This window comes from Cellulomonas sp. P5_C5 (genome assembly GCF_054049655.1).
Genome location: NZ_JBFULY010000003.1, coordinates 150,014 through 175,239 on the forward strand (window position 1 = coordinate 150,014; position 25,226 = coordinate 175,239).

The window sequence follows — 25,226 nt, forward strand, 5'->3', positions numbered from 1 at the left end:
GCGGGCGCCGACGCCCTGCCGCGGAAGCGCGCTTCGACAGGACCCGCCGACCGGCGTCCAGCGAGATCGAGAACGCCGCTGGGCCGGGGTGGTGGTCGGTCAGTCCCCGAACGGGCCGACGCGGACGACCGAACGCGGGCGTGACGCCAGGTCGGCGGCCAGGTCCTGCACGTCCTGCACGGTGACCGAGCGGATCAGGTCGAGCGACTCGTCGATGCTCAGGAGCGACCCGTGCACCAGCTCGGACTTGCCGAGCCGGCTCATCCGCGAGCCGGAGTCCTCCATGCCGAGCACCAGGCCACCGGCGAGCTGGCCCATCGACCGGTCGAGCTCGGCCTGCGTGATCGGCGCGTCGGCCATCCGCTCCCACTCGGCGACCATGAGCGCGACGACCTCGTCGACCTTGCCCGGCGTGCAGCCCGCGTAGAGGCCGAAGACGCCGGTGTCGGCGTGGCCGGACGCGAACGAGTACGTGGAGTAGGCCAGGCCGCGGCGCTCGCGGATCTCCTGGAACAGGCGCGACGACATGCCGCCGCCGAGCACGGCGTTCAGGACCGAGAGAGTGAACCGCTTCGGGTCCGTCGCGGTCAGCGACGTGCCACCGATGATGACGTTGGCCTGCTCGGTGTGCCGGCGGATCGTCAGCTCGACACCGGCGGCGGGGATCCCCCCGCGCCCGGCCTGCACCGAGACGTTGGTGGGCACCCGACGGCTGCGCGGCTCCGCACCGGCGTCCAACGGCCAGCCGCCCACGGCGAGCGCCTCGCTGACCTGCGCGCACAGCACGTCGTGGTCGACGCCCCCGGCAGCGGTGACGACGAGCGTCGACGGCCGGTAGTGCTCGCGGTAGTGCTCCCACACCGCGTCGCGCGGGACCGCGCGGATGGTGTCGGGCGTGCCGCCGATGGGTCGGCCCAGCGCGTGGGCCCCCAGCACGGCGGCGGCGAACTGCTCGTGGACGACGTCACTCGGGTCGTCGTCGTTCATCGCGAGCTCTTCGAGGATCACGCCGCGCTCGGTCTCGAGCTCGTCGGTGTCCAGGCGCGCGGAGGTGACCATGTCCGCGATGACGTCGACCGCCATCGGGAGGTCCGTGTCGAGCACCCGTGCGTAGTAGCAGGTGTGCTCCTTGCCGGTGGCGGCGTTGGCCTCACCACCGACGGCGTCGAACGCCTCCGCGATGTCCATCGCGGTGCGGCGCGCGGTGCCCTTGAACAGCAGGTGCTCGAGGAAGTGCGTCGAGCCGTGGTGGCCGTCGGACTCGTCGCGCGAGCCGACCCCCACCCACGCACCCACGGTCGCCGAGCGCAGGCCCGGCATGTGCTCCGTGAGCACGCGGACCCCGCCGGGCAGGACGGAACGACGCACGATGGCGTCGCCGTCCTGCCCGACGGACTGCTCGGCCCCGGGCTGACCCGGGCGGACGAGCGGGAGGTCCAGTGGCATCGTCAGGCGTCGACCGGCTCGGACGCGCCCTCGACCGATGGCGCCTGAGCGTCGCCCTCGGTGCCCTCTTCGATCACAGCGTGCAGCGACAGCTTGCCGCGGGGGTCGATCTCGCCGATCTCGACCTGGACCTTCTGGCCCACGGCCAGGACGTCCTCGACGTTCTCGACACGACGCCCACCGACGAGCTTGCGGATCTGCGAGATGTGCAGCAGACCGTCCTTGCCCGGCGACAGGGAGATGAACGCACCGAACGTCGTGGTCTTGACGACCGTGCCGACGAAGCGCTCCCCGATCTCGGGCATGTGCGGGTTGGCGATCGCGTTGATCGCCGCACGCGCGGCCTCCGCCGACGGACCGTCGGTGGCGCCGATGTAGACCGTGCCGTCGTCCTCGATCGAGATGTCGGCGCCGGTCTCCTCCTGGATCTGGTTGATCATCTTGCCCTTCGGCCCGATGACCTCGCCGATCTTGTCGACCGGCACCTTCACGGAGATGACGCGAGGAGCGAACGGGCTCATCTCGTCGGGCACGTCGATCGCCTCGGCGATGACGTCGAGGATCGCCAGGCGAGCCTCCTTGGCCTGGGTCAGCGCGCCGGCCAGCACCGAGGCGGGGATGCCCTCGAGCTTGGTGTCGAGCTGGATGGCCGTGACGAACTCGCGGGTACCGGCGACCTTGAAGTCCATGTCACCGAACGCGTCCTCGGCGCCCAGGATGTCGGTGAGCGCCGCGTAGCGGGTCTCCCCGTTCACCGTGTCGGACACGAGGCCCATCGCGATGCCGGCGACCGGCGCGCGCAGCGGCACACCGGCGTTGAGCAGCGACAGGGTGGACGCGCAGACCGAGCCCATGGACGTCGAGCCGTTCGAGCTCAGCGCCTCGGAGACCTGGCGGATGGCGTACGGGAACTCCTCGCGGCTGGGCAGGACCGGCATGAGCGCGCGCTCGGCGAGCGCCCCGTGGCCGATCTCGCGACGCTTCGGCGAACCGACGCGACCCGTCTCGCCCGTGGAGTAGGGCGGGAAGTTGTAGTTGTGCATGTAGCGCTTGCGCGTCTCCGGGGAGAGCGTGTCGAGCTGCTGCTCCATGCGGAGCATGTTCAGCGTGGTGACACCCAGGATCTGGGTCTCGCCGCGCTCGAAGATCGCCGAGCCGTGCACGCGGGGCAGGACCTCGACCTCGGCCGAGAGCGTGCGGATGTCCCGCAGGCCACGGCCGTCGATGCGGAAGCCGTCCGTGAGGATGCGCTGGCGGATGAGCTTCTTCTGCACCGCGCGGTACGCGGCCGACAGCTCCTTCTCACGACCCTCGAACTGGGCGGAGAGCTGGGCGACGACCTCGGACTTGATCTCGTCCAGGCGGTTCTCGCGGGTCTGCTTGTCGCCGATGCTCAGGGCGTCGTTCAGGGACGCGTTCGACGCACCGTCGACGGCCGCGTACGCGTCGTCCTGGTAGTCGGGGAACGTCGGGAAGGCCTGCGTCTCCTTGGCCGCCTTCGACGCCAGCTCCTGCTGGGCCTGGACGAGCACCTTGATGAACGGCTTGGCCGCCTCGATGCCCTGGGAGACGATCTCCTCCGTGGGGGCGGTGCCACCCTCGAACTTGATGATGTTCCAGGACTTCTCGGGCGCCTCGGCCTCGATCATCGCGATCGCGACGTCGTCGCCCACGACCCGGCCGGCGACGACCATGTCGAAGGTGGCGCGCTCGCGCTCGGAGTAGCGCGGGAACGCGACCCACTGGCCCTCGACGAGCGCGACGCGCACACCGGCGACGGGGCCGGAGAACGGCAGGCCGGACAGCTGCGTCGAGATCGACGCGGCGTTGATGGCGAGCGTGTCGTACGAGTCGTCCGGGTGGATCGACAGCACGGTGATGACGACCTGGACCTCGTTGCGCAGGCCCTTGACGAACAGGGGTCGCAGGGGGCGGTCGATCAGGCGGCACGCGAGGATGGCCTCGGTGCTGGGGCGACCCTCACGGCGGAAGAACGAGCCGGGGATCTTGCCGGCCGCGTACGACCGCTCCTCGACGTCGATCGTCAGCGGGAAGAAGTCGAACTGCTCCTTCGGGTGCTTGCCTGCCGTCGTGGCGGCGAGCAGCGTCGTCTCACCGTCGAGATAGGCGACGGCGGCACCGGCCGCCTGCTTGGCGATGCGGCCGGTCTCGAAGCGGACGGTGCGGGTGCCGAAGCGACCGTTGTCGATCACTGCCTCGGCGAACTGGATCTCGGGACCCTCCATGGGTGCCCTCCTCTTTCTAGAAGGCGCCGGCCGTCCGCGAGCGATCTTCGATCGAGGCCACCGGACTCCCCTCGCGGAGGTTCCGGAAGCCACTACCGAGGACCGGACCGAGCGGACCGACGCGGTGTGGTGGTGCTGGTACTGCTGGGTGGCCCCGAAGGGCCCGACGCGACACCAGCCCGGACCCTGAGCGGGTCCGGGCTGGTGCGAGGCGTTATCGGCGCAGACCGAGCTTCTCGATGAGGCTGCGGTAGCGGTTGATGTCGACCTTCTGGAGGTACCCGAGCAGGCGACGACGCTTCCCGACGAGCAGCAGCAGGCCGCGGCGGCTGTGGTGGTCGTGCTTGTGGGTCTTGAGGTGCTCCGTGAGGTCCTTGATGCGCTGCGTCAGCATCGCGATCTGGACCTCGGGGGAACCGGTGTCACCCTCGTGGGTGGCGTGTTCGGTCATGATGGACTGCTTGACGGCACTTTCGAGCGGCACGGTTCTCCAGGTTGTCTCGTTGCGCGGTGCGCCGGGGCATGTCCACCCGGGCTCTCTCGGTCCGCGGCCGTTCGTACGGCGCCCATAGACTATCAGGCTGCGGGCGCGCCCCCCGCACCGGCGTCCGGACCGGACGCGTCTGACTCAGGGCCCGGCGCCGTGCCGAGGATCTCCCGCACCCGGTCGACGTCCTCGTGCATCCGCACCAGCAGCTCGTCGACCGAGTCGAACCTGAGCGTCGGCCGCAGCCGCTCCACCAGCTCGAGCACGACGACCTCGCCGTAGAGGTCGAGGTCCGTGCGGTCCAGCACGTACGCCTCGACCCGGCGCTGCACGCCGTCGAAGGTCGGGTTGGTGCCGATGGAGACCGCGGCGGGCAGGACCCGGTCGGCGTCCGCGTCGGCGACGTCGCTGCCGTCGGCGTGCAGGGCCCGGCGCAGCCAACCGGCGTAGACGCCGTCGGCAGGAACCATGCCATCGGCCTCCTGGCTCAGGTTGGCCGTCGGGTATCCGAGGTCGCGACCGCGCGCGTCGCCGTGCACGACGACCCCGCGGACGCGGTGCGGCCGGCCCAGCACCCGTGCCGCCTGGACGACGTCGCCGGCGTCCAGCAGCTCGCGCACCCACGTCGACGACCAGCGTCTGCGCAGCGGGTCCGCCACCCGGTCCTCCGCGCTGCCCGGGTCGGCGGACGCGGCCGGTGTCACGTCGTCGATGACCTCGACGTCGAACCCGTGCTCGCGGCCGAGCTCGACCATCGTCGACAGGTCACCGGAGTTGTTCCAGCCGAACCGCACGTCCCGCCCGACGACGACCGTGCGCGCGCGCAGCACGTCCACCAGGTAGCGCCGGACGAACTCCTCGGGCGACTGGCGGGCGAACTCGAGCGTGTACTCCAGCAGCAGCACGGCGTCGAGGCCCGTCTGCTCCAGGAGCTCGAGGCGGTCGGCGTCACCGGTGAGCAGCGGCGGCGCGGTGTCCGGCCGGTGCACCTGCTGCGGGTGCGGGCTGAATGTCACGGCGACCGACTGCGCACCCGCGGCCGCAGCGTCCGCGCACATCCGGCGCAGGACGCTGACGTGACCGCGGTGGACGCCGTCGAAGTTGCCGATCGTCACCACCGACGGACCGAAGTCCGCGGGCACGTCGGACAGCTCCCTCCAGACCTGCACACCTGCTCCTCGTCGTCCGTGCCCCACGTGCGATCGAGGGCTCGACGGACAAGCCTGCCACCCCGGCCACCCGGCGCACGCCATCGAGGCGCGCGCCGGGCGACCGTCACGGTGCGGCGACTAGCTCCGAGGGTGTCCCGGCAGCGTGAGCGTGAGCCGGGCGGGGTTCGTCGCGGTGGTCCCGGCGGCGTTCTTGAAGACCGCCCGGTACTCCGTGCCGAGGCTCAGCACCGTGGCCTTGAAGCTGAGCGTCGTGCTCTTCGCACCGGGCACCGTCACCCACGGGCCACCGAACCAGCGCACCTGCCACGTGACCGTCGGCGTCGGGTAGCCGGTGGCGGCCGCGGTGAAGCTCGCCGTCCTGCCGAGCGCCACGCGGACCGGCGCCGGGTGCGTGGTGATGACCGGAGCGGTCTTCGCCACGGTCAGCGTCGCCACCTGCGTCGTCACCGAGCCGGCCGCGTTGGTGAACACCGCGCGGTACCGGGCGTTGGCGCTGACGACGACGTCCAGCGTGGTCGACGTCGCACCGACCACGTCCTGCCACGGCCCGCTCTGCTGGACCTGCCACTGGACGCTCGGCGTGGGGGTGCCGGACGCCGCCGCGGTGAACGACGTCGTCGACCCGAACGCCGCCGTCACCGACGCGGGCTGCTGCGTGACGACGGGAGCCACCTGGACCGGGGCACCGTCGCCCTGGTCGGCGACGAACGACGCCACCCAGGACAGCGCCGAGTTCCAGTTGACCGTGATCTCGTTGGACGCCCACGACGAGATGACGTCGAGGTAGCACATCGAGGGGGCGCAGCCCTGGGTGAACGTCGCCTGCATCGTCGGGTCCCACGTCCCGGTGAACGAGTTGGGACCTCCGGCGAGCGACCCCGCGGGCGGTTCCGGCAGCGCCGGGTCCAGCGAGTGCGCGAACCAGCGGCTGTGCTGCTGGTGGGAGGCCACCTCGCCCCAGCCGGTCACGTAGGACTGGTTGAGGCCGTTGCGGCCCAGCAGGTAGTCCATGCCCTCGAGCACCGACCGGCTGTACTTCAGGTCGCTCGTGAGGTCGTACGCGACACCGACGACCACGAGGTTGTTGGCCACCGACGAGCTCGACCCCCACGCGTACTGACCGCTGGCGGGCGAGTACACCGAGCCGAACGCGTGCGCCGCCTGGCTGGCGACGTACCCGTCAGCGCCGGCGACGACCGACGCCTTGACCGCGTCGAGCCCCGGCAGGTCGCTCGGCACGGTGGCCAGGTCGATCCGGCCGAGCGCCGCGACGCTCCCCCAGTTGAACCCGTCCGGCGTGAAGATGTCCGCCGTGTGCTGCGGGCTGGTGAGGACGAACTGCTCGAACGCGTCCTCACCCGTGGTCAGGAACAGCTCGGCGGCCGCCCAGTAGAACTCGTCGGTCACCACGCTGTCGTCGTACGCCCCGCCGCCGTCGGCACCGGCCGCCGCCGGCGCGTACACGGCCGGGTGGGCGAGCGCTGCGGCCCAGGTCGAGCGGGCGGTGGCGAGCAGCGAGTCGGCGAAGGCCGGGTCGTACTCGCGGAACAGGCGGGCACCCTGAGCGGCCACGGCGGCGACGTTGAGGGTCGCTGCCGTCGACGGTCGGGCCAGCGAGCGCACCTGCGGGTCGTTCGCCGGCAGGAGCGGCAGACCGGTCCAGCCCTCGTCGTGGATCTTGTGGTGCACCATGCCCTCGTACTCACCCGAGGGCGCGATCATCTTCTGCATCCACTCGAGCTCCCAGCGCGCCTCGTCCAGCACGTCGGGCACGTCGTTGCCGTGCTCCGGCAGGTCGAGGGTGTTGTCCCCCAGCGCTCCGGCCGCGGCCGACGACGCCGTCAGGGTCCGCTCGTAGGTGCCGAGCAGCTGCGCCACCGAGATGCCGCCGTTGACCACGTACTTGCCGTGGTCGCCGGCGTCGTACCAGCCGCCCGAGACGTCGAGCGTGTAGTCGCAGGTCCAGCCGTCGTAGTAGTCGCGCGGGCCGATGCACGGCACCTCGGTGTCGCCCTGGTTGGGTGCGACCCCGACGTGCCCGGCCACGCGGGCGTACTCGTCGCCGACGATCGCGCCGTCGATCGGCGTCCCGGAGCGTGCCAGGTAGAAGTAGTCGAGCGTGTCCTGGCGGAGCTGCTGGTAGAGGTCGGCGTCGATGTCGAACGGCCGGCTCGTCTCCCCGTCGGCGACCAGCGTGTAGCCGGCACCCTCGGTGGTCACGTCCGAGAAGTCGATGACCTGGACGTTGAGGTCGGTCGACCCGTCGGTGCCCGCGGGCGTGGCGGTGCCGGACGTGACGACGGCGTCGGCCGCGTCGTGCAGCTCCCACGGCAGCGCCTCGGTCGACTCGGTCACCAAGGTCGCGCGCTTCGGGCCCTCGGGCACGTAGCCGACCTGGTTGACGCGCACGCGCGGCCCGGTCTCCGGCTGGTAGGGCGGCGGCGGGCTCGCGGTGGTCCGCAGCGAGACGTCCGTGATGCAGAACTCGTACCCGGTCGTCTTGCCCAGGTGGAAGGCCAGCTGGCCGGGCGCTGCGCCGTCGGCGGGGAACGTGAGGTTCGCCGTGAACGGGTACGTGTAGGTGGTCAGCTCGCTGGTCAGCGGCACGGAGGCCTGCTCGAACGTGGTCCGGTAGGCACCACCGCCCTCGCCGACGATGACGCGCACCGGGGTCTCCGGGGTCGCTCGGGCGGTGAAGGTCAGGACGTAGTTCTGCCCCTCCTCGACCGGGATCCCCGTGAACGCAAGGCCGGCGTCCCAGGGGTTGCTCTGCCCACCGGGCAGGGTGGTGCAGACGCCGCCGTCGGTGAACACGGGGTCCGACCCGCCGTACAGGCCCCAGGGCCCCAGCGACTCCGCGAACGAGGTGTGCGGCAGGAGCTCGACGTCGGAGGACAGCGACACGTCGTCCAGGCAGAAGGTCCAGGCGTCGGGGCTGAAGCCGCCGAGCTGGAACGCGATCTGGCCCTCGGGCTCGTCCGCGGTGGCGGTCGCGGGGTAGCTGTCGGTCGCCGTGAACTCGTAGGAGAAGTCCGTGAGCTCCGAGGTCAGCGCGGGGCTCTTGTCCACCACAGTGCCGTAGGGAGCGCCGTTCTGGCCGACGAGCGCGCGGACGGTGACGTCCGTCGTCGCGGACGCCGAGAACGCGAGCGTGTACGTCGTGCCCTGCTCGACCGCGACGCCGTTGAGCAGCACGCCGACCCCGTACTGCGCGGAACCGGCGGGCACGTCGACGCAGAAGGCCCCGCCGCTGGTGTCGATCGCCCCCTCGTGCCCGTACGCGACCCAGGCCCCCGGCCCGTCGTCGAACGACTCGGTCGGGACGGCTGCACCCGCGGGTGCGATGCCCATCAGCACGAGTGCGGCTGTAGCGGTCAAGGCGGCGCCTGCGCGCCAGGTGTGACGAGAAACCACGGTGTCTCCCTAGATAGGAGCGCTCCCACGACCCTGTGGGGCGCCGATGACGCTCCGCGCAGAGTAGCCCCCGATCCGGACAAATCGGAAGAGTCTCGAAACGATTCGTCCGGACGAGGGACAGTCGTCAGGCGGGTGCGAACACGAGGGCGGGGCGGATCGCGCCGCCGCGCTCCTCCAGCAGCGCGACGAGCGCACCGTCGGGGTCGATCCCGGCGACCGTCGTCCCCGGCGCGTCCTCGACGACGGCGATCGCCTGCCCGTAGGACAGGGCACGCGCCTCGGCGGCCGTGAGCTCCCGCACCGGGAACGTGGCGCGCGCGGAGTCGGCCAGCGACACCACGTCGATCGGCTCGTCCATGGGCAGGGCCCCGAGGTCGTCGAGCGACCGGGCGACGTCGAGCCCGTAGCCACCGACCCGCGTGCGGCGCAGGGCCGTCAGGTGGCCGCCGACGCCGAGGCCGGCGCCGAGGTCGCGGGCGAGGGCACGGACGTAGGTTCCCGACGACACCACGACGGTCACGTCGACGTCGAGCACGGGCGACCCGTCGTCGGTCCGCGCCGGGCGAACGTCGTGCACGTCGAACCGGCTGACCGTGACGGGGCGTGCGGCCAGCTCGACGTCCTCCCCTGCGCGCACCCGGGCGTACGCCCGCTGGCCGTCGACCTTGATGGCCGAGACGGCGCTGGGCACCTGCTGGATCGCGCCCGTGAGCGCGCCCGCTCCCCCGACGACGTCCGCGGACGTCACGCCCGAGGCGTCGACGGTCGCGAGCACCTCCCCCTCGGCGTCGTCGGTGGTCGTCGTGACGCCGAGCCGGATGGTCGCGGTGTACTCCTTGTCGGCCCCGACGATGTAGGTCAGCAGCCGCGTCGCGCGCCCGATGCCCACCACGAGGACTCCGGTCGCCATCGGGTCGAGCGTGCCCGCGTGCCCGACCTTCCGGGTGCTCGCCAGGCGGCGCATGCGCGCCACGACGTCGTGGCTGGTCCACCCGGCGGGCTTGTCGACGACGACGACCCCGTCTGCGGCCGTGGGGCGCCGGGGGCCCTGACTGGTCGGTCTGGTCACGCCGTGCGCCGCTCGGAGATGCCGTCCTCGACGCACTGCACCAGCGCGTCCATCCCGCCGTCCTCGCCGCGGTGCGCCGGCGCGTCGACCGCGAGGAGCACGTTGATCAGCATGCCCTGCGCGACGAACGCGCGGGCGGTCTCGTCGTCGGCCCCCGACCTCTCCCGGAACAGGCGGAAGGCCTCCCCCAGCGTGTGCCGCGCGACGCGCCCCACCTCCTCGTCGGCACCGGCGATGAACCCGTGCATGACCAGGCGCAGCAGGTCGCGGTCCGCCAGCAGGCTGACGTACGCGTCGCCCATCGCGTGCCCCGCCTCGGGCCCGGCGGGCACCGCGCCGAGCGTCGCGAGGATCTGCGCGCTGGCCTCGGAGTAGGCCGCGAGGAAGAGCTCGCGCTTGGTGCCGAACAGGCGCACCACGTAGGGCTGCGACACGCCTGCGGCGCGGGCCACCTCGTCCGTGCTGGCTGCGTACCCGCGCTCCGCGAACACCTTGCGGGCGGCGACCAGGATCTCGGCGCGCCGCTGGGTGCCGGACATGCGGGGGGCCGGCTTCTTCGCCGTCCAGTCGACGGGCTGTTCCTGAGACATGGTTGACATGTTATCAGCCGATGCCTACGGTCGGCTCTTGTTAGTAATCAATCAATGCCAACAAGGAGATTCTCGTGACCGTCACGATGCCGGCACCAGCCGAGCTGCCCGTCGCGCCACCTCCCGTGCGCCGGCGCCGGGGCACCGCCGTCGCGCTCATCGCCGCGTCCGTCCCGATGTTCATGGCCACCCTCGACAACCTCGTCATGACCACCGCGCTCCCCGTCCTGCGCACCGAGCTGTCCGCCACGCTCGAGCAGCTGCAGTGGATGGTGAACGCCTACACCCTGAGCTTCGCCACCCTGATGATCGCCGCCGCGACCCTGGGCGACCGCTGGGGGCGCCGCCGGGTGTTCGTCGCAGGCATCGTCGTGTTCGCGCTCGCCTCCATCGCGTCCGCCCTGGCCACGAGCGCCGAGCTGCTCATCGCCGCCCGAGCGGTCCAGGGCGCCGGCGCCGCGGCGATCATGCCGCTGTCGCTCACCCTGCTCGCAGGGGCGGTCCCCGCGGCTCGGCGGGCGATGGCGATCGGGATCTGGGGCGGCGTCTCCGGGCTCGGCGTCGCACTCGGCCCGGTCATCGGCGGCGCCGTGGTCGACGGCATCTCCTGGGAGGCGATCTTCTGGATCAACGTCCCGGTCGCGGTCGTCGCCATCCCGCTGGTGTTCTGGGCGCTGCCCGAGTCCCACGGCCGGCGTCAGGCGCTCGACCTGGCCGGCCTGGTCCTGGCGGGTGCCGGCATCTTCTCGCTCGTCTGGGCGATCATCCGGGGCAACGACGACGGCTGGGGCTCCGTCACCGTCATCGGCGGGATCCTCCTCGGCGTCCTCCTGCTCGCCGCGTTCCTGCTCCGCGAGTCGCGCACCGACCACCCGCTGATCCCCCTGCGACTGTTCCGGGTGCGTTCGTTCACGGTCGCCAACGCGAGCGCCCTGGCGTTCTCCTTCGGTGTCTTCGGCCTCGTGTTCCTGCTGGCGCAGTACCTGCAGATCGGGATGGGCTACACCCCGCTGGAGGCCGGCATCCGCACGCTCCCGTGGACCGCCGCTCCGATGATCTTCGCGCCGATCGCCGGGATGCTCGCCCCCCGGATCGGCGTGCGCCCCCTGCTCGCCGCGGGGCTCGCCCTGCAGGCCGCCGGCCTGGCGTGGATGGGCCTGGTCGTCACCAGCGACGGGCTCGTCTACGCCGACCTGGTCCCCGGGCTCGCGTTCGCCGGGATCGGCATGGGCCTCACGTTCGCACCGAGCGCCACGGCCGTCCTGTTCGACATGGCGCCCGACGACCACGGCACCGCCAGCTCGGTGAACTCGACCATCCGGGAGATCGGTGGGGCGCTCGGTGTCGCAGCGCTGGTCGCGGTGTTCACCGCCTCGGACGGCACGCTCACGCCCGACGGGTACGTCGCGGGACTGCAGCCGGCGGCACTGGTCGCCGCCGCCGTGGTGGCCGTCGGGGCCCTCACGGTGCTGCTGTGGATGCCCCGCGAGACGGGACGGCAGCACGCCTGACGGACAGCACGACGGCGCCCTCCGGTTCTCCGGAGGGCGCCGTCGTATGCGTGGTCAGTCGTCGTCGACCGCGTCGTCGTCGGCTTTCTTGTACGGGTCCGCGTCGCCCGCGAAGCTCGCCTGGGCAGCCAGCGCCGCGACCTCGCGGTCCCGGCGGGCCGCCTCGAGCAGCGCGGCGTCCAGCTGTGCCGAGGTGTCGGGGAGGGCGTCGAGGTGGAAGTCCAGCGACGGCGTCAGCCGGATACCGGTCTGCTTGCCAACCTCGGAGCGGATGATGCCCTTCGCGCTCTCCAGCGCGGCGGCGGTGTCGGTGCGCGCGGCGTCGTCACCGAGGACCGTGTAGAAGACGTCGGCGTGCTGCAGGTCGCCGGTCACGCGGACGTCGGTGACCGTGACGAAGCCCAGGCGCGGGTCCTTGATCCGGGTGTCGAGCATCTGCGCGACGACCTGCTGGATGCGCTCGCTGAGCTTGCGGGCGCGGGCGGTGTCCGCCATCGGATCACTCCTTGTCTAGTTGAGAGACCGCAGGGCGGGCGAGGAGAGTTCCTCGCCCGCCCTGCGGACGTTGATCACCGGGGTCAGGCGCGAGGCTTCTCGCGCATCTCCCAGGTCTCGATGGTGTCGCCGATCTCGACGTCGTTGAACGAGCCGAGGCCGATACCGCACTCGAAGCCCTCGCGGACCTCCGTGGCGTCGTCCTTGAACCGCTTGAGCGACTCGATCGTCAGGTTGTCGCCGACGACCTTGCCGCCACGCGTGACGCGCGCCTTCGTGTTCCGTCGGATGAGGCCCGACCGGACGATGGAGCCGGCGATGTTGCCGAACTTTGACGACCGGAAGACCTCGCGCACCTCGGCGGAACCGAGCTGCACCTCCTCGTACTCCGGCTTGAGCATGCCCTTGAGGGCCGCCTCGACGTCGTCGATCGCCTGGTAGATGACCGAGTAGAAGCGCACGTCGACGCCCTCGCGGTCCGCCAGCTCCTCGACGCGCTCCGCGTACTTGACGTTGAAGCCGATGATGATCGCCGAGTCGACGGTGGCCAGGTTGACGTCGTTCTGCGTGATGGCACCCACCCCACGGTGGATGACGCGCAGCTCGACCTCCTCGCCCACGTCGATCTTGAGCAGTGCGTCCTCGAGCGCCTCGACGGCACCGGAGACGTCGCCCTTGAGGACCAGGTTGAGGGTCTCGACCTTGCCCTGCTGGAGCGCCTGCGTGAAGTCCTCGAGGCTGATGCGCTTGCGACGCTTGGCCAGGAGGGCGGCACGCTCGGCCGCCTCGCGCTTCTCACCGATCTGACGCGCGGTGCGGTCGTCCGGAGCCACGATGAACGTGTCACCGGCGCGGGGCACCGAGGTCAGGCCGAGCACCTGGACGGGGCGCGACGGACCGGCCACGAGGACCGGCTCGCCGTGCTCGTCGAACATCGCGCGGACGCGGCCGTACGCCGTGCCGGCGACGATCGAGTCGCCGACGTTCAGCGTGCCGGACTGCACGAGCACCGTCGCGACGGCACCGCGGCCCTTGTCGAGGTTCGCCTCGATGGCGACGCCACGAGCGTCCTTGTCGGCGTTGGCCCGCAGGTCGAGGGCCGCGTCCGCCGTGAGGAGGACCGCCTCGAGCAGCTGGTCGATGCCGACGTTCTGCTTCGCGGAGACGTTGACGAACATGGTGTCGCCGCCGTACTCCTCGGCCACCAGGTTGTACTCGGTGAGCTGCTGGCGGATCTTGTCGGGGTTGGCCCCCTCCTTGTCCACCTTGTTGACCGCGACCACGATCGGGACGCCGGCCGCCTGGGCGTGGTTGAGCGCCTCGATGGTCTGCGGCATCACGCCGTCGTCGGCAGCGACCACGAGGATCGCGATGTCGGTCACCTGCGCACCACGGGCACGCATGGCGGTGAACGCCTCGTGGCCCGGGGTGTCGATGAACGTGACGGCACGGTCGGTGCCCTCGTGCACGGTGTGCACCTGGTAGGCACCGATGTGCTGGGTGATCCCGCCGGCCTCGCCCGCGACGACGTCCGTCTGACGGATGGCGTCGAGGAGCTTGGTCTTTCCGTGGTCGACGTGGCCCATGACGGTGACGACCGGCGGACGCGCCGTCAGGTCGTCGTCGCCCTCGGCCTCGAGCTCGGCATCCAGGTCGATGTCGAAGGCCCCGAGCAGCTCGCGGTCCTCCTCCTCGGCCGACACCATCTCGATGATGTAGCCGAGCTCCTCGGCCAGCGTGCCGAACGTGTCCTCGTCGAGCGACTGCGTCGCCGTCGCCATCTCACCGAGGTGGAACAGCACGGTGACCAGCGCGGCCGGGTTGGCGTCGATCTTGTCCGCGAAGTCGTTCAGCGACGAGCCGTGGCGCAGGCGGACGACGGTCTTGCCGTTGCCGCGAGGAACCTGCACGCCACCCAGCGAGGGGGCCTGCATCTGCTCGAACTCTTGACGCTTCGCGCGCTTCGACTTGCGGCCACGGACGGGACGACCGCCCGCACGACCGAAGGCACCCTGCGTGCTGCCGCGACCGGCACCGCCGGGACGACCGCCACCGCCACCGGGACGACCGGCGAAACCGCCACCGCCACCGGGAGCGCCACCGGGCGCACCCCCGCCGCCACCGGGTCGACCGGCGTAGCCGCCGCGCGCACCGCCACCGGCACCGCCGGGGCCGCCACGGCCACCGGGACCGGCCGGACGCTCGCCAGGACGACCGACGCCGCTGGACGTCTTGCCCGGCATCATGCCCGGGTTGGGACGCGGGCCACCGGGGCGGGGACCGCCGGGACGGGGACCGCCCGGACGCTCGCCGGCCGAGGCGGCCGGAGCACCCTCGGCAGGGGCGGGACGCCGGTCACGGTCACCCGGACGCGGCATGCCCTGCGAGGGCGCGAACGGGTTGTTGCCCGGACGCGGCGGGCGGGGACCGCCGCCGGGACGCTCGCCCTGGCGGGGCATGCCCTGGGACGGCGCGAACGGGTTGTTGCCCGGACGAGCGGCAGGCGGGGCCTGACGCGGACCGGGCCGGACTGCAGGGCCGGCGGGAGCGGCTGCGGCAGGTGCCGAGGCAGCAGGAGCCTGCGCGGCGGCCGGGGCCGGGCGCGCGGGAGCCGGACGTGCCGGGGCGGGGGTTGCTGCCGGAGCCGGGGCTGCGGGGGCAGCAGCCGGCGCGGCGGGCGCAGCTGCCGCAGGCGCGGGGCGGGGTGCCTCGACCGGTGCGGCAGGTGCGGGTGCTGTGGGGGCAGCGGCGGCCGGGGCGGGCGCCGGACGTGCCGATGCCTTCGGGGCGGGTGCTGCTGCGGGGGCGGAACCTCCGCCACCGACCGGGTAGGTGTCGCGCAGCTTGCGGACGACCGGCGGTTCGATGGTCGAGGATGCCGAGCGGACGAATTCACCGAACTCGTTCAGCTTGGTCATGATGGTCTTGCTGTCGACCCCGAGCTCTTTGGCGAGCTCGTAGACGCGGACCTTGGCCACATCTCTCCTGTCTCGGTCCGCCCGGACAGGGTCGGACCGTCGTTAGTGCTGGGTACTCATCGCTGGGTACTCATCGGTGCGTGCTCATCGGGCAGCCATCGGCTTCCAACCCGCTTTCCGTATCGACGATCGGCCTCGCCACCGGGAACTACCCGACGACGTCCTGCTCCTGCTGCTCCTCGAGGTGGCGGTGCACCGCGTCCGTGCCGGGCTGCCCCGCAACTCGCAGGGCACGCCCGAACGCTCGCCTGCGTTCGGCCTTCTCGAGACATCCAGGATCGGGGTGCAGCCATGCCCCCCTGCCCGGCATCGTGCGGTTGACGTCCACGACGAGCACGACTGCGCTCTCGGTAACGGCGACCACCCTCAGCAGGGCTGACCTCGGGCCGGTGGCTCGGCACCCCACGCACGTGCGCAGCGGACCCATGCCAGAGACACGTTCGGGTGTCTGTGGGGTCCGCCGGCTCGACGGGAGGAGCCGGACATCCGGCCCAGCCGCGGCAAGTCTACCGCGCCGCGGCTCCGGCGGCGTCACTCGTGACGTCACTCACTGCCGTCCGCGCCACCATGGGCACCGCGGGCGCCTTCCGACACGCTCTCCCCCGGCACCTCGGCGTCGGACCGGATGTCGATGCGCCAGCCCGTGAGCTTCGCGGCCAGGCGGGCGTTCTGCCCTTCCTTGCCGATGGCGAGCGACAGCTGGTAGTCCGGCACGATCACGCGCGCCGCACGTGCCACGGGGTCGACGACCGTCACGGACAGCACGCGGGCGGGCGACAGGGCGTGGGCGATCATCTCCGCGGGGTCGTCGGCGTGGTCGACGATGTCGATCTTCTCGCCGTGCAGCTCCGCCATCACGGCCCGCACCCGGCCGCCCATCGGGCCGATGCAGGCACCCTTGGCGTTGACGCCGGGGACCGTCGCGCGGACGGACATCTTGGTGCGGTGACCGGCCTCGCGCGCCATCGCGGTGATCTCGACCGTGCCGTCCGCGACCTCGGGGACCTCGAGCTCGAACAGCTTGCGCACGAGGTTCGGGTGCGTCCGGGACAGGGTCACCTGCGGCCCACGCTGCCCGCGGGCGACCTCGAGGACGTACCCGCGGATCCGGTCGCCGTGCACGTACTCCTCCCCCGGCACCTGCTCGTGCGCGGGGAGCACCGCCTCGGTCCCGCCGACGTCGATGAGCACGGTCCGCGGGTCGCGGCCCTGCTGGATGACGCCGCCGAGGACCTCGCCCTCCTTGCCGCGGAACGCGCCGAGCACCTGGTCGTCCTCGGCGTCGCGCAGGCGCTGCACGATGACCTGGCGGGCCGTCGCGGTCGCGATGCGCCCGAAGCCGTCGGGGGTGTCGTCGAACTCGGGGCCGTCGGGACCGGGCGGCGGCAGGATGCCCTCGTCGTCGGGCTCGCCCACGGGCGCGGCCTCCCGCGCCCACACGGTCACGTGCCCGGTCTTGCGGTCCACCTCGACCCGTGCCCGCGTCTGCGCGCCCGGCGTGCGGTGGTACGCGGACAGCAGCGCCTGCTCGATCGCGGAGACCAGCACGTCGAGGCTGATCTCCCGCTCGCGCTCGAGCAGCCGCAGCGTCTGCATGTCGATGTCCATCTCAGCTCTCCTTGCCGGCAGCGGCGTCGTGGCCGGCCGTCTCGTCTGGGTCCACGTCGTCCACAGGGCCGATGCCCGACAGGTCCACCACGACGTGCGCGTGGCGCACGTCGGACAGGGACACGCGGACGGGCTCGCCCACCACCGGCTTGCGACCCTTGAGCCCGGGCGTCACGGGCACGACAACGATCGCGTCGTCGGAACGGTCGACCTCCGTCAGTCGCCCGGCCAGCGTCCCGCCGTCCGCCAGGGACACGGTGACCATGTGCCCGACCGCGTGCGTGAAGTGGCGGCGCTCCGTCAGGGGGCGGTCCACACCGGGGCTCATCACGTCGAGCGTGTACTCCCCGACGATGATGTCGGCGGCGTCCAGGGCGTCGGAGACCGCTCGGGTGGCCTCCGCCACGCGGTCCAGGTCCAGGCCGCCGGCGTCGTCCTCCGTGACGTCGAGGACCACCTCGACCACGGATCGCGAGCCTGCCTTGCGCACGGTGACGTCCTCGAGCAGGAGACCTGCTGCGTCGACGGCGGGCTCCACGACGTCCCGGACCCGATCAGCGTGTGTCGGGTGTGCTGGCGCGACCATGTCAGCCTCCTGTCGGTCCAGCGGGTCGTCGGCGAGCGACGTTGCGACCCTGTGATGTTGTGGGACCACAGTAACGAGTCCGGGCGAGCCCGACGGCCGCGACCCTGCGGCATGGCAGGATCACCGGCGATGAGCGTGGAGCAGAGGCGTGCCGGCCGCAGGGATCATGCGCGCGATCACGCGCGCCCGGGACGCGTCGTCGCTCGCGCGATCGCCGCGGCAGTGACGGTTCTCACGCTCGCGGCGTGCGGTCTGCGGGTGGAGACGCCGCCGCCCGTCGAACCCAGCCCGGACGCCGTCGAGCAGGTCCGGGCACGGACGGTGGCGGACTCGCTCGCCCTGTCGGCCGCCGCGACCGCGGCCGCGCTGCTCCCCGACGGCGCCGTCGAGCCGGTCGCACCCGTGCTCGCCGACGTCACCGGCTTCTCCGACCAGCACGCCGACCAGCTCGGCGGGGTGTACGTGTCCGGGCTGCCCGCACCCACGGGCTCCCCCACCACGAGCGCGCCGCCGACGGCCTCGGTGGCCGACGTCCTGGCGGAGCTCGCGGCGGCGACACGCACCGCGCTGACCGACGCCGACACCGTGACCGACGGGCCCCTCGCCAGGCTCGTCGCATCCGTCGCGACGTCCCGCGGGGAGCTGGCGACCCGGCTCGCGCTGGCCACCGGCGCCGAGATGCCGTCCCTCGTCCCGGACGAGCCCACCGCGTCGACCGAGCCGGAACCGAGCCCGGACAGCTCGGCACCGGAGGGCGACGCGTTGTCCGCCGCCGAGGCCGCGGCGCTCGCGCTCGCGCACGACGAGGCGGGCTACGGGTTCGAGGTCATCGCCGCCAAGCTCTCCGCCGAGCAGCGCGCGGCAGCCGAGTCGTCGGCCGCCGCCCACCGCGTCCGCAGCGAGGACTGGGCTGCGGCCGCCGGGATCGACGGGACGGCGCAGGACCCCCGCCGGGCGTCGTACACGCTGCCCGCAGGGCTCGACGACCCGACCGTCTCGATCGCCCTCGGGCGCACGCTGGAGACCGCGGTCGCCGACGCCTACGCGAACGCCGTCGCCCAGGCAGGGCCGGGCACCCGGTCCACGCTGATCGACGGTCTGCACCGGGCGACCGTCGACGCCGCCGCCTGGGGCGCCACCCCGGTCCCGTTCCCGGGCCTGCCGGAACGCGCACAGCAGCCCACGGGCTGACCGCCTCGAGCAGCCGACACCGGGACGTCCGAGCTTCCGGTCGTCAGGGCGACCGAAAGCTCGGACGTTGCGGTGTGTCAGGCCGTGAGGAGCGTCGTGACCAGGGCCTCGACGCGGTCCGCCACCTCGGCGACCGGGACCTGCTCGGTGGTGCCGCCGACGCGCGGACGCACCTCGACGACCCCCTCGGCCAGCCCGCGGCCGACGACGACCACCAGCGGGACACCCAGGAGCTCGGCGTCGGCGAACTTCACGCCGGGCGACACCTTGCCCGGGCGGTCGTCGTAGAGGACCTCGACGCGGCGCGACGACAGCTCGGTGGCGATCGCCTCGGCCGCCTCGAACACCGCCGGGTCCTTGCCCGTCGCGACGACGTGCACGTGCGCCGGGGCCACGTGCGCCGGCCAGGCCAGCCCGCGCTCGTCGTTGTTGGCCTCCGCGAGCGCGGCGAGCACCCGGGTGACCCCGACGCCGTAAGAGCCCATCGTCACCACCTGCGCCTTGCCGTTCTGGTCCAGCACGGTCAGGCCGAGCGCCTGGGCGTACTTGCGCCCGAGCGCGAAGATGTGGCCGATCTCGATGCCGCGCGCGAGCTCGAGCGGACCGGAGCCGTCGGGGGCGGCGTCACCCGCGCGCACCTCGGCCGCCTCGACCGTGCCGTCGGCGGTGAAGTCCCGGCCGGCGACGAGGTCGAACACGTGCTTGCCGTGCTCGTTGGCGCCGGTGATCCAGCGGGTGCCCGCGACGACCCTCGGGTCGAGCAGGTACCGGATGGCCGTGCGCTCCTCCCCGTCCGCCACGGGGACGTTCGGGCCGAGGACGTCGGGTCCGAGGTACCCGCGGACGAGCTCCGGGTGGGGTGCGAAGTCGGCGTCGCCGGCGGCCTCGACCTCGGCCGGCGCGACGGCCGCCTCGAGGCGCTTGAGGTCCACCTCGCGGTCGCCGGGCAGGCCGACGACGAGCAGCTCGCGCTCGCCGCTCGGGTGCACCAGGGCGAGGACGACGTTCTTGAGCGTGTCGGCGGCGGTCCAGGGCCGGTCGGGGCGCGCGAACCGCTCGTTGGCGACGGCGACGAGCGTGTCGATCGTGGGCGTGTCCGGCGTGTCCTCGACGTGGGCCGCCGGGGCGTCGTCGAACGGGATCGCGTCGGGGACGACCGTGGTGACGGCCTCGACGTTCGCGGCGTAGCCGCCCGGCGAGCGCACGAAGGTGTCCTCGCCGATCGGGGTCGGCGTGAGGAACTCCTCGGAGCGCGAGCCGCCCATGGCACCCGACGTCGCGGCCACGATGACGTACTCGAGGCCGAGCCGGTCGAAGATGCGCCGGTACGCGGCGCGCTGCGCCTGGTACGACGCCTCCAGCCCGGCGTCGTCGACGTCGAACGAGTAGGCGTCCTTCATGATGAACTCGCGCCCGCGGATGAGGCCGGCACGCGGGCGGGCCTCGTCGCGGTACTTCGTCTGGATCTGGAAGAGCGTCAGCGGCAGGTCCTTGTACGACGAGTACAGGTCCTTGACCAGCAGCGTGAACATCTCCTCGTGCGTCGGCGCGAGCAGGTAGTCACCGCCCTTGCGGTCCTTGAGCCGGAAGATGTTCGGCCCGTACTCGGTCCAGCGGCCCGTCGCCTCGTACGGCTCCTTGGGCAGCAGCGCCGGGAAGTGCACCTCCTGGGCGCCGGCCGCGGTCATCTCCTCGCGGACGACCTGCTCGACCTTGGCCAGGACCCTCAGCCCCAGCGGGAGCCAGGTGTAGATGCCGGGGGCGGCGCGGCGGATGTAGCCCGCACGCACGAGCAGACGGTGACTGGCGACCTCGGCGTCGACCGGGTCCTCCCGCAGCGTGCGGAAGAAGAGCTGGGAGAGGCGGATGAGCATGGGAGGAGCGTAGTTGCCCGTGCTCCCGGAGCCGTACGCGATTCCGTGCGGTTGGATGGTGCTCGTGCCGGAGCTGCCCGAGGTCGAGGCGCTCGCGCAGTTCCTGCGCGGGCGGACGGTCGACCACGTCGTGACCGAGGTGTCGATCGGCGCGATCAGCGCGCTGAAGACGTTCCGGCCACCGCCCGACGCGCTCGTCGGTGGCACGGTGGTGGATGCCCAGCGGCACGGCAAGTGGCTGGACCTCATGGTCGTGCAGCCGACCGGCGAGCCGCTGCACCTGATCTGGCACCTGTCGCGCGCCGGCTGGGTGCGCTGGTCCGAGCAGCTGTCGACCAACCCCGTGCGGCCCGGCAAGTCGCCGCTCGCGCTGCGGGTGCGCCTCGATGACGGCTCCGGGTTCGACCTCACCGAGGCAGGCACGCGCAAGCGGCTCGCGGTGCACGTCGTCGAGGACCCGGCCGACGTCCCGCAGATCGCGACGCTGGGCGTGGAGCCGCTGTCCGACGAGTTCACGGAGGACCGCCTGGCCGAGCTGCTCGCGTCGCGCAACCAGCAGGTCAAGGGCCTGCTGCGCGACCAGGGGACGATCGCGGGCATCGGCAACGCGTACTCGGACGAGATCCTGCTCGCGGCACGGATGAGCCCGTTCGCGATGACGAAGTCGTTCGACGCCGACCGCACCCGCGTCCTGTGGGAGGCGATCCGCGAGGTCCTCACGGGTGCCGTCGGGTCGGCGTCGGGGAAGCCCGCGATCGAGCTCAAGGACGCGAAGCGCCGCGGGATGAAGGTGCACGGGCGGACCGGCCAGCCCTGCCCGGGGTGGGACGACGTGCCGTGCGGGGACACCGTGCACGAGGTCTCGTTCGCGGACTCGTCGCTGCAGTACTGCCCGACGTGCCAGACCGGCGGCAAGCCGCTCGCCGACCGGCGGATGTCCCGGCTGCTGCGCTGAGCCCTCAGAACAGGACGGTCGCGTACGTACCGACCTGCCGGAAGCCCACCGCGCGGTACGCCGCCAGCGCCCGCTCGTTGTAGCTGTTCACGTACAGCGACACCAGCGGCGCCACCTCGCCGCGGGCGATCTGCACCACGGCCGCCATCCCGGCCTCCGACAGCCGCTCGCCACGGCGATCGGGCGCCACCCAGACGCCCTGGACCTGCGCCACTCCCCCGGCGACGGCACCGAGCTCGGCCTTGAACACGACGTCACCGGGGTGGTCGACGCGGACGAAGGAGCGCCCCTGGGCGATCAGGCCGTGCACCCGGGTCTCGTACGGCCCGCCGGGCCCGCTGACCGGCGAGTAGCCGACTTCCTCGGTGAACATCCGCACGCAGGCCGGGAGCACGATGTCGAACTCCTCCGGCCGGGACCGGCGCACGCGGGTGTCGGCGGTGATCAGCGGCGCGTGCTCGATCACCATCGACGGCTGGTCCTCGCGGACCTCCCGGGCGGCCGGCCAGTAGTAGCGGAGCCTGCCCCACATGCCGAGCACCGCCTCGGCGGGTCCGACGATCGACGAGCAGCGCCGGCCCTGCCCGCGCGCGAGACCGGCGAACGCGTCGAGCGCGCGAGCCATCAGCTGCGGGTCGTCGACGGGCACGATCGGGACCATGTTCGCCCCGGCGTAGCAGACGGCGAGGAGCTCGCCGCCCTCCTCGTAGCCCCACAGGGTTCCCCCCGCGGCACGCAGTGTCCGCCCGACGGCCTGCTCGAGCCGGGCGGTCGCCAGGACGGACCCGACGGCGTCCCGCGCGCAGACGGCCAGGGCTGCGGTGAGGTCGACGTCACCGAGGACCCGACCTCCGGCCCGACCGTCGAGCAGAGCAGCGCGGCGTTGCACCATGGGTAGATCCTGCACCACGGGCGTCCGCTTCACCCCATGTCCGACACGTCGATCGAGTGAACGCTGGGCGCCAGCACCCTGTCAGCCGACGGTGACGACGGGCGCGCCGTCGCCGGACTCCACGGGATCCATGCTCTCGGCGAGGCGCATGGCCTCCTCGATGAGGGTCTCGACGATGAGCGCCTCGGGCACGGTCTTGATGACCTCGCCGCGCACGAAGATCTGTCCCTTGCCGTTGCCGGACGCGACCCCGAGGTCGGCCTCACGGGCCTCGCCGGGGCCGTTCACGACGCAGCCCATGACGGCGACGCGCAGCGGCACCTCCATGCCCTCGAGCCCGGCCGTGACGCGCTCGGCCAGCGAGTAGACGTCCACCTGGGCGCGCCCGCAGGACGGGCAGGAGACGATCTCGAGCTTGCGTGGGCGCAGGTTGAGCGACTGCAGGATCTGGATCCCGACCTTGACCTCCTCGACCGGCGGCGCGGACAGGGACACGCGGATGGTGTCGCCGATGCCCTTGCTCAGCAGGGCGCCGAACGCGGTCGCGGACTTGATGGTGCCCTGGAACGCCGGGCCGGCCTCGGTCACGCCGAGGTGCAGGGGCCAGTCGCCGCGCTCGGAGAGCAGCTCGTACGCGCGGACCATGATCACGGGGTCGTTGTGCTTGACGGAGATCTTGAAGTCGCGGAAGCCGTGCTCCTCGAACAGCGACGCCTCCCAGACGGCGGACTCGACGAGCGCCTCCGGCGTGGCCTTGCCGTACTTGGCGAGCAGGCGCGGGTCGAGCGAGCCGGCGTTGACGCCGATCCGGATGGACGTCCCGGCGTCGGTGGCCGCGCGGGCGATCTCCTTGACCTGGTCGTCGAACTTGCGGATGTTGCCCGGGTTGACGCGGACCGCGGCGCAGCCGGCGTCGATGGCCGCGAAGACGTACTTCGGCTGGAAGTGGATGTCCGCGATCACGGGGATCTGCGACTTGTGGGCGATGGCGGGCAGCGCGTCCGCGTCGTCCTGCGTCGGGACGGCCACGCGGACGATGTCGCAGCCGGCGGCCGTCAGCTCGGCGATCTGCTGCAGCGTCGCGTTGATGTCGGTCGTCTGGGTCGTGCACATCGACTGGACGCTGACGGGGGCGTCACCGCCGACGTCGATCTTGCCGACCTTGATCTTGCGCGTCTTGCGCCGGGGGGCCAGGACCAAGGGGGGCGCCTCCGGCATGCCGAGGCTGATCGGGATGCTCACGCGTTCATCATCGCACCCGGCAGGTCGCCCGCCCGCCCGCGGAGGCCGGTGTGCACGAGATCACCCCAGAGCCCCACGGGTCGGATCGCGTCAGATCTGCACCGGGTTCACGATGTCGGCGTAGAGCAGGAGGAGCCCGACCGCACCCAGCACGACGAAGACCGAGTAGGCGAGCGGCACGAGCTTGGCGGAGTCGAAGGGACCCGGGCGGGGCAGCCCACGCAGCCGGGCTGCCTGGCGCCGGGCGCCCTCCCACAGCGCCGCGGCGACGTGGCCGCCGTCGAGCGGCGGCAGCGGGATGAGGTTGAACACGAAGAGCGCGATGTTCAGTGCCGCCATCAGCTGCAGGAGCGCCGCGGCCTTGAGCTGCCACTCGATGCCGTCGGTCGAGGCGATCTCCCCGGCGAACCGGCCGATGCCCACGGGGCCGACGATGCTGTTGAGGTCGCGCTCGGTCCCGTTCACCTGGGACTGGACGAGGTCGACCATGCGGCTCGGGAGGGTGGCGACGACCGTCACGGTCTGCCACGTCGTGTCAGCCACCGCGCCGACGACGTCCAGCGGGGACTGCCGGACCAGCTCCTGCGCCGGGACGATGCCGAGGAACCCGACGGGCTTCGTCACCGGGTCACCGGCGCTGTCGACGACCAGCTGGTCGTTCTCGTCGTAGACGGCGCGCTCCGCGACGACCGGCGTGATCGTGAGGTCGATGACCTCGCCGTCGCGCTCGACGACGATTCGGACCTCCTGCTCGCCCGTGTCGCGGATGAGGTCCGAGAGCTGCTCCCAGGACGTGATCTCGGTGCCGTCGTAGGACACGACGGTGTCCCCCGCCTCGATGCCGGCCGCAGCCGCCGGTGCGGCCTCGTCGGACGGCGTGCACTCGCGCAGCTCGTCGGCGCCGACCGGGATGACGCACTGGGAGACGCCCGACAGGGTGGTGGTCGTCGTCGGCAGACCGATGCCGACCAGCACGATCGCCATGAGGAAGAACGCGATGACCAGGTTCATCACCGGGCCGCCGAGCATCACGACCAGCTTCTTCGGCGTCGAGAGGTGGTAGAAGGCGCGGGGGTCCTCGCCAGGACGGATCTCCTCCGCGCTCGCCTGGCGGGCGTCGCGCGCGAGCCGCCCCAGCCAGGTGCGCGCCGGCGGGTTGCCGACGGCCGCGTCGGGCGGGTACATGCCGACGAGGCGCACGTAGCCGCCGAGCGGGATCGCCTTGAGGCCGTACTCCGTCTCACCCCGGGTGCGCGACCAGAGCGTCGGGCCGAAGCCGATCATGTAGTGGCTCACGCGGACGCCGAAGCGCTTGGCGGGCACCATGTGGCCGACCTCGTGCAGCCCGATGGACAGCAGCAGCACGACGACCACGATGAGCACAGCGACCAGGTAAGCCATCGACCCCTCCGTCAGAAGCTCGCGCGCACGCGCGAGAGCGGGGCCTCGGTCGACTCCCGCGGGGAC

The 25,226-nt window shown here is 72.3% G+C and carries 19 protein-coding genes; 3 read left to right on the plus strand and 16 right to left on the minus strand.

The features are described from left to right. Positions 1-99: 99 nt before the first annotated feature. The 7 genes from ACXJKF_RS04120 to ACXJKF_RS04150 all read right to left on the minus strand — a co-directional run bounded on the left by ACXJKF_RS04120 (position 100) and on the right by ACXJKF_RS04150 (position 10,427). Complete coding sequence (locus ACXJKF_RS04120) at positions 100-1,446, minus strand: M16 family metallopeptidase (protein ID WP_456786471.1); 1,347 nt, start codon at positions 1,444-1,446, stop codon at positions 100-102. A gap of 2 nt (positions 1,447-1,448) precedes the next feature. After that, a complete protein-coding gene (locus ACXJKF_RS04125; protein ID WP_456786472.1) occupies positions 1,449-3,692 on the minus strand; it encodes a polyribonucleotide nucleotidyltransferase in 2,244 nt (747 codons plus the stop codon). 214 nt (positions 3,693-3,906) lie between these two features. Next, the gene (rpsO, locus tag ACXJKF_RS04130; RefSeq protein ID WP_055922151.1) at positions 3,907-4,176 is read right to left on the minus strand and encodes a 30S ribosomal protein S15; all 270 of its coding nucleotides are present in this window, start codon (positions 4,174-4,176) and stop codon (positions 3,907-3,909) included. 92 nt (positions 4,177-4,268) lie between these two features. Continuing rightward, entirely contained in the window at positions 4,269-5,348 is a 1,080-nt protein-coding gene (locus ACXJKF_RS04135; RefSeq protein ID WP_456786473.1) for a bifunctional riboflavin kinase/FAD synthetase, read from the minus strand. A 120-nt stretch (positions 5,349-5,468) separates the two neighbouring features. Further along, on the minus strand, positions 5,469-8,702 hold the full coding sequence (locus ACXJKF_RS04140) for a glycoside hydrolase family 9 protein (protein WP_456786474.1): 3,234 nt from the start codon (positions 8,700-8,702) through the stop codon (positions 5,469-5,471). Positions 8,703-8,892: 190 nt separating this feature from the next. After that, on the minus strand, positions 8,893-9,837 hold the full coding sequence (gene truB, locus ACXJKF_RS04145) for a tRNA pseudouridine(55) synthase TruB (RefSeq protein WP_456786475.1): 945 nt from the start codon (positions 9,835-9,837) through the stop codon (positions 8,893-8,895). Then, positions 9,834-10,427, minus strand: coding sequence for a TetR/AcrR family transcriptional regulator (locus ACXJKF_RS04150; RefSeq protein WP_456786476.1), 594 nt, complete (start codon positions 10,425-10,427; stop codon positions 9,834-9,836). The genes truB and ACXJKF_RS04150 overlap by 4 nt, the downstream gene beginning before the upstream one ends. Before the next feature lie 74 nt (positions 10,428-10,501). Here ACXJKF_RS04150 and ACXJKF_RS04155 point away from each other — a divergent pair, with 74 nt between their 5' ends. Further along, a complete protein-coding gene (locus tag ACXJKF_RS04155; RefSeq protein WP_456786477.1) occupies positions 10,502-11,938 on the plus strand; it encodes an MFS transporter in 1,437 nt (478 codons plus the stop codon). A 54-nt stretch (positions 11,939-11,992) separates the two neighbouring features. Here the strand turns inward: ACXJKF_RS04155 and rbfA are convergent, their stop codons facing one another. The 5 genes from rbfA to ACXJKF_RS04180 form a co-directional block, all read right to left on the minus strand. After that, positions 11,993-12,433 carry a 30S ribosome-binding factor RbfA gene (rbfA, locus tag ACXJKF_RS04160; RefSeq protein WP_456786478.1) on the minus strand — a complete coding sequence of 147 codons (441 nt, stop codon included), beginning with the start codon at positions 12,431-12,433 and terminating at the stop codon, positions 11,993-11,995. 83 nt (positions 12,434-12,516) lie between these two features. After that, positions 12,517-15,411: a translation initiation factor IF-2 gene (infB, locus tag ACXJKF_RS04165; RefSeq protein WP_456786479.1), complete on the minus strand. Its 2,895-nt coding sequence runs from the start codon at positions 15,409-15,411 to the stop codon at positions 12,517-12,519. A gap of 148 nt (positions 15,412-15,559) precedes the next feature. Continuing rightward, positions 15,560-15,838 carry a YlxR family protein gene (locus ACXJKF_RS04170; protein ID WP_456786480.1) on the minus strand — a complete coding sequence of 93 codons (279 nt, stop codon included), beginning with the start codon at positions 15,836-15,838 and terminating at the stop codon, positions 15,560-15,562. 116 nt (positions 15,839-15,954) lie between these two features. After that, positions 15,955-17,019 (minus strand): transcription termination factor NusA, encoded by a 1,065-nt coding sequence (gene nusA, locus ACXJKF_RS04175; RefSeq protein ID WP_456786481.1) that lies wholly within the window; start codon positions 17,017-17,019, stop codon positions 15,955-15,957. A 1-nt stretch (position 17,020) separates the two neighbouring features. Next, complete coding sequence (locus ACXJKF_RS04180; RefSeq protein WP_456786482.1) at positions 17,021-17,605, minus strand: ribosome maturation factor RimP; 585 nt, start codon at positions 17,603-17,605, stop codon at positions 17,021-17,023. 222 nt (positions 17,606-17,827) lie between these two features. On the opposite strand from ACXJKF_RS04180, the gene ACXJKF_RS04185 reads away from it, so the two are divergent. Next, positions 17,828-18,796, plus strand: coding sequence for a DUF4439 domain-containing protein (locus ACXJKF_RS04185; protein WP_456786483.1), 969 nt, complete (start codon positions 17,828-17,830; stop codon positions 18,794-18,796). Positions 18,797-18,873: 77 nt separating this feature from the next. On the opposite strand, the gene ACXJKF_RS04190 is transcribed toward ACXJKF_RS04185, so the two are convergent. Beyond that, complete coding sequence (locus ACXJKF_RS04190; protein WP_456786484.1) at positions 18,874-20,670, minus strand: proline--tRNA ligase; 1,797 nt, start codon at positions 20,668-20,670, stop codon at positions 18,874-18,876. Positions 20,671-20,734: 64 nt separating this feature from the next. On the opposite strand from ACXJKF_RS04190, the gene ACXJKF_RS04195 reads away from it, so the two are divergent. Further along, positions 20,735-21,625: an Fpg/Nei family DNA glycosylase gene (locus ACXJKF_RS04195; RefSeq protein WP_456786593.1), complete on the plus strand. Its 891-nt coding sequence runs from the start codon at positions 20,735-20,737 to the stop codon at positions 21,623-21,625. Between the two features lie 4 nt (positions 21,626-21,629). Here the strand turns inward: ACXJKF_RS04195 and ACXJKF_RS04200 are convergent, their stop codons facing one another. The 3 genes from ACXJKF_RS04200 to ACXJKF_RS04210 form a co-directional block, all read right to left on the minus strand. Next, on the minus strand, positions 21,630-22,517 hold the full coding sequence (locus ACXJKF_RS04200; protein ID WP_456786485.1) for a GNAT family N-acetyltransferase: 888 nt from the start codon (positions 22,515-22,517) through the stop codon (positions 21,630-21,632). An 81-nt stretch (positions 22,518-22,598) separates the two neighbouring features. Then, positions 22,599-23,759 carry a flavodoxin-dependent (E)-4-hydroxy-3-methylbut-2-enyl-diphosphate synthase gene (gene ispG, locus ACXJKF_RS04205; protein WP_056021182.1) on the minus strand — a complete coding sequence of 387 codons (1,161 nt, stop codon included), beginning with the start codon at positions 23,757-23,759 and terminating at the stop codon, positions 22,599-22,601. Positions 23,760-23,849: 90 nt separating this feature from the next. Next, the gene (locus tag ACXJKF_RS04210) at positions 23,850-25,160 is read right to left on the minus strand and encodes a M50 family metallopeptidase (RefSeq protein WP_456786486.1); all 1,311 of its coding nucleotides are present in this window, start codon (positions 25,158-25,160) and stop codon (positions 23,850-23,852) included. Between the last annotated feature and the right edge of the window lie 66 nt (positions 25,161-25,226).